Genomic DNA, 5,210 nt, shown 5'->3' with positions numbered 1-5,210 from the left:
AAGGTCGCCTGGTAGGTGACGACCAGCGTCTCCCCCGCCTCGAGGGTGTCGAGGGTCGCTTCGAAGCCCGCGCCGGACGCGGCGGCGGTGAGGTCGCCCGTGGCCGTGCTGGCCTCGGCCTTCGTCAGGCTGCCGGGGACGTAGGCGAGCTGCGGATCGGTCAGGAGGTCCGCGAACATCAGATCGTGCGCCGGGCCGTCGCCCTCGTTCGCGAGGGTGAGGGTGTAGGTGAGCGTGTCGCCCCCCTTCGCCACCTCGGGGCCCGCGAGGACCACGGTCACGTCCGGCTCGACCACCGTCAGCGTCTCGGCCGCCGTCGCGTCGGGCTGCAGCTCGTTCGCGGCGGCGTCGTCCACCTCCAGCCTCGCCGTGGCCTGCCGCGCGGTCCCGGCGGTGTTGCCGGGGACGTCCTCGACCCGCGTGACCACCTCGAGCACCAGCGTCGTGTCGGCGGCCGCGGCGTCCTGCGAGCCCGGCACCACCGTCGTGCCGAGGTCGAAGGTCACGCCGTCGCCGTCCGTCGAGACGGTGATGTCGTCCGAGGCGTCCGTGGCTCCCTCCGCGAGGGTCGCCGAAGTCGCCCCCCCGAGGGAGACCACCCGCGCCGAGACGACCGCGAGCCCGTCGGGCATCGCGTCGGTGACGGTGAGGTCCGCCGTCCCCTGCGGCACGGTCACGGCGAGGCGGTGCACCACCTCCTCGCCGATGCCGACCCGCGCCAGGTCCGTATCGGGGTCCGTCGTGGAGAGGATCGTCCGCGCGATCGACGCGTCGGGCGTCGTGAAGGTCGCGTCGTCCTCGGGCGGGGTGTGGCCGGCGCGGTTCTCGTCGTAGACGCGCTGCGCGCCGTCGCCGGGGGCGGTGTCGTAGCGCGTCACCGTCGCGGAGGCGTCCACCTCGGAGGAGAACGCCGCGGCGTCCGTGACCACCGCCTCGTAGACGATCACAACCGCCTGCCCCACCTCGAGCACAGGCACGGTCGCCGTCAGCCCGCCTCCCGCGTCGGGGTAGGCGACGCTCGGCGCGTCCGCGCCCGCGGGCGTCACGTCCGTCCCACCGTCGAGGATGCGGATCGTGGGGGTCGTGCCGCCCTTCGCGGCCACCCCGGCCTCGGTCAGGTCGGTCTCGATCACCACGTCGTAGGCCGGGCCCGTCCCGCCGTTCGTCGAGCGCACCGTGTAGCTCACCGTGTCGCCGGCATCCGCCACGTCGGGGGAGACCGCCTTCGTGACGTCGAGCGAGGGCTCCACGACGGTCACGTCCGTGGAGGCGTCGTCCGCACCCGTGGCGAAGGAGAGCGCCGCCTCGTCCGTCAGCGTGCCCGCGGCGGCGTCAGTCACCCGGGCCACGACCCGCACCACGATCTCGTCGTCGTCGGCCGAGTTCACCGGGTTCGTCAGATCGCCGAAGTCGAAGGTCGTCTCCTGCCCGGACTGCGTGCCCTCGGTGGGGGACTTGGTGCTCGTGACGCTGCCCTCGCCGTCGCCCACCCGAACGACCGTGGAGGAGACGTAGTCGAGCCCCGCGGGCAGGGTGTTCGTCAGCACCGCGTCCTCGGTCGTGCCCTCGGGGATCCCGGCCACGATCTCGAAGGTGACGGTTTCGCCCACCGAGAGCGTCGCGCCGGGCGTCAGGGGCTGCGAGCTGTCCACGACGGCGACCGTGACCTCGGGCGGCGCGCTGGTCGTCGTGGCCTGGGCGGTCTCGGCGCCGTCGCGCTCGTCGTCGGCGTCGTCCGTGGGCAGCGAGTCGTAGGTCAGCTCGGCCGTGTTCGAGATCGTGACCGACGGGCTCACCGTCTCCTTCACCGTCGCGGTGTAGGCCACAACGAGCGTCCCGCCCCTCGCGAGCGCGTCCGTCTCGACCCGCACCGCGCGGTCCCCGGAGCCGTTGCCGGTGACGACGGCGTCCGCCGTCACGTCGGCCCCGTCCAGGGTCACGGTCACGCTTTCCGCGTCGAAGGCGACGTTGGGGTCGTCCACGGCGTCCGTCAGGACGAGGTCGTAGGCGGGTGCGCTCTGGGGATCGGCCCCGTGCTCGACCACGACGCTGTAGGACACGGTGCTGCCGGCGGCCACGACGTCGGAGCCGGCTTCCTTGGCCATGACCAAATCGGGTTCGCGCAGGCGCACGTCCGAGGCCTTGGTGGAGGCGACGCCATCCGCCGCGAAGCGCGCCTCCCCGCTCAGGCGATCGCCGGCCGATGCCCCATTCGCATCCGAACTGCGCGCGACCACCTCGATCTCGATCACGTCGTTGGTCGGATCGTTGTCCGACGCGACGGTCAAGCGGCCCACGTCGAACGTCACGCTCTCGCGGTCGGCCGCCACCACGCCCGCGGTCCCCGACGTCACGCCGTTCGAGCTGGTCAGCGTGGTCGCGTCCCAGGTCACGACCGAGGCCGAGAGGATGTCGTAGTCCCCGAGCGACTTGCCCGCGCGAACCGTGTCGCTCAGGAAGACGTTCTCGTAGGTCGCCTCCGCGAGGTCGTAGGTCAGGCGGAAGGTGAACTCCTCGCCGACGAGCACCGACGTGGTGCCGATGGCCCCGAACTCGCGGCCGACGAGCGTCCGCTCCACTTCGGCGTCCTCGATCTTGACGGAGGCGCCATCGGACAAGTCGTCGGCGGCGCGGTCGGCCCCCGCGCCGTCGAAGGCGGTGTAGTTCGTGATCGCCCCCTCGCTCTGCAACGTCTGGTCCGCCCTCACGGTGTCCTCGAGCAGCAGGTCGTAGGTCACCACCGCCACGTTGCGGCCCGAGGTCTCGTCGAAGGCCGCCACCGCGCCCCGGTCCACGGCGGGATCGGTGAGCTCGATCCCCCCCGAGAACAGATCGCCCGTGTAGGCGATCGCCGCGCCCGTCCCGTCGGTGACGGAGAGGTTCAGCCCCGCGCCGTCCGTCGGCACCACGAAGCCCTCGGGCACCACGTCCTCGACGCGGATGTCGAACGCGCCGTCCGAGGCGGAGCCCGTGTTCTCCACCGTCAGCGCGAAGGTCACGAGGTCGCCCGCGTCGACGTTCAGGAGATCCGAGTCGATGGGCCTCGCCGCCAACCCGTCCGAGGAAATCGTTCCCGAGAACCGCGTGCCCTCGCTGCCGGGCTCGCTGAACGGCACGGGCGTCCGGGGTTCCGAGGTGTCCGATCCCGTCGCGGTCAGGTACATGACGTCGGGATCGTCCGAGTCGGTGGCCACGATCCCCTTGGTGATCTCGAGCACGGGCTCGGCGTAGGTGAACTGCGCGATGGCGATGGAGGACTCCTCCTCGCCGAAGCTGTTCTCCTCGAACTCGGTCGCCTGGTTCGTCAGCAGCAGCTGCGGCGCGAACACGGCGTCCTTCACCGTCACGGTGAAGAGCAGCTCCATCGAGACCTGCTCCCGCGGGTCGGAGGAGAAGTCGCCGAAGTCGAGGTCGAAGCCGTTGCTGCCCGCGTCGAACGTCATGGTGGGCGTCGGCCCGCCGGCGTCCACGTACTCGTCCGCGGGGCCGAAGTAGAGCGTGCCCGCGGGGGGCGGCGCGGCGCTCTTCGTCGTCGAGACCGTGGTGATCTCGGTCACGTCGAACACGTTCTGCGGCAGGTTGTTGCGGATCCGCAGATCCTCGAAGGAGCCCAGCGGCGCGTCGTAGAGGATGCGGAAGGTCACCGTGTCCCCGGCCGACACGACGGCGTCCGAGGGCGGGTTCGTCGCCCCGTCGAGCGCGTAGACGGTGTTCTCCTCGATCCGGCCGAAGGGGATCGTCACGCCGGCGGCGGAGGCGTTGGTCTCGTCGCCGTCGATCTGCGTCGGCGTCGCGTTGTTCCGGACGGAGCCCGCGATCTGCACGTCGTTGCCGATCCGGTCGCCCTGGCCGATCTCGGGGCGGTCCTCGCCGTCGTCGTCGTACTGGTCGAGGACCCTCGCCTGATAGGTGATCGTCGCCCGCGTGTTGGACGTCGCCTCGGAGCCGTCGGCCGAGCCGCCCGTCAGGAGCCCGTCCCGCCCGGCCGCGATCATCGCCGCCGAGAGGTCCCAGACGTTGGTGGTGCGGCCCGTGGCGTCGTTCCGGGTGGAGGTCTCCTGCGCCGTCAGGCTCCGCGTGGCGGGGACGGAGCCCGCCTCCTCCACGGTCGTGAACTCGGCCGAGCCCGCCACGTACTCCCAGCCGTCGCCGAGCACGTCCGTCACCACGAGGTCGCCGTAGGCGAAGAAGTCCGAGACCTGCACCTGGAGGGTGAAGTCGTAGACGTCCTCCGGCGTCGGCTGGCCCGGGATCTGGTTGTCCGCCGCGACGGCGACCGACTTCTGGATCGCGAGCGAGGTCGCGCGCCACTCGTCCCGCGCCGTCGCGGTCACGGGGGCGACGGCGTCGTCCGGATCGACCGGGTCCCAGTCCGCCCCTCCGGTAACGGTGTTGACGACCGCGACCTGATCGCCGCTCGCGCGGTCGATCACGGGGGCCGTCTCCTCCGCCGCGACCTCGGCCACGTGGAAGTCGAAGCTGACGTCGACCGTGCCGCTGATCGTGTCGAACTCGATCTCGAGCGTGTCGTTGCCCGGCCCCGCGATGGCGCCCTCGGTGGGCTCCGCGACGACGGTCCCCCCGCCCGCCTGCAGGTTGCCGCGATAGACCATCTCCGGCGGCAGCGTGTCGGTCAGCGTGAAGTCGCTCAGCGTCTGCCCGTCGGCCACGTCCACCGTGATCGTGTGGGTGTAGACGTAGGAGGCGCCCGTCGCGGCCTCGTCCTCGGGGATGTCGTTGGCCTTGGTCAGGGTGAAGAGGCTCTGCTCCACGTCGTGGGTCTTCGTCGTCCCGACGATCGAGGGGTCCGAGGAGGGGTTGTCGAGCGCGTCGTTCCCCAGCGCGAAGCCGGGGGTTGCCGCGAGGGTCAGCGCATGGTCCAGGTCGGCGTGGTCCGAGAAGTCGAGCGTCACCACGACGTCCACCGCCGGGTTGCCCGCCGAGAAGGAGCCGTAGGGCAGCTCGATCACGACGAGCGTGTCGCCCGGGGTGCCCGAGACCACCAGCGGGTCGCCGCTCGAGTCCACCGCGAGCGGGTGCTCGGCCTCGCCGTCCGCCTCGAACACCACCTCGGTCGTGGTCACGGCGGTCCCGAGGAAGCTCGCGCCGTCGAAGCTCACCCCGTCGTCGCCGTCGGCCCCCGTCGTGGGCAGGACGAGGTCGATGTAGGGGGTGTAGCCCGTGTCGGTCGCGCTCACGTTGTCGAAGGT

Annotated in this window: 1 protein-coding gene; it reads right to left on the bottom strand. The window is 71.6% G+C overall.

Going from position 1 to position 5,210, the window contains the following annotated elements; genetic code table 11:
* A partial coding sequence (locus ACOOHC_RS00120; RefSeq protein WP_420450190.1) for an isopeptide-forming domain-containing fimbrial protein occupies positions 1 to 5,210 on the bottom strand: 5,210 nt, incomplete at both ends.

Source organism: Ilumatobacter sp. (genome assembly GCF_965215205.1).
Lineage (GTDB): Bacteria > Actinomycetota > Acidimicrobiia > Acidimicrobiales > Ilumatobacteraceae > Ilumatobacter_A.
The sequence above is the reverse complement of the archived record's forward strand: the minus strand, read 5'-3'. Positions and strand labels throughout refer to the sequence as shown.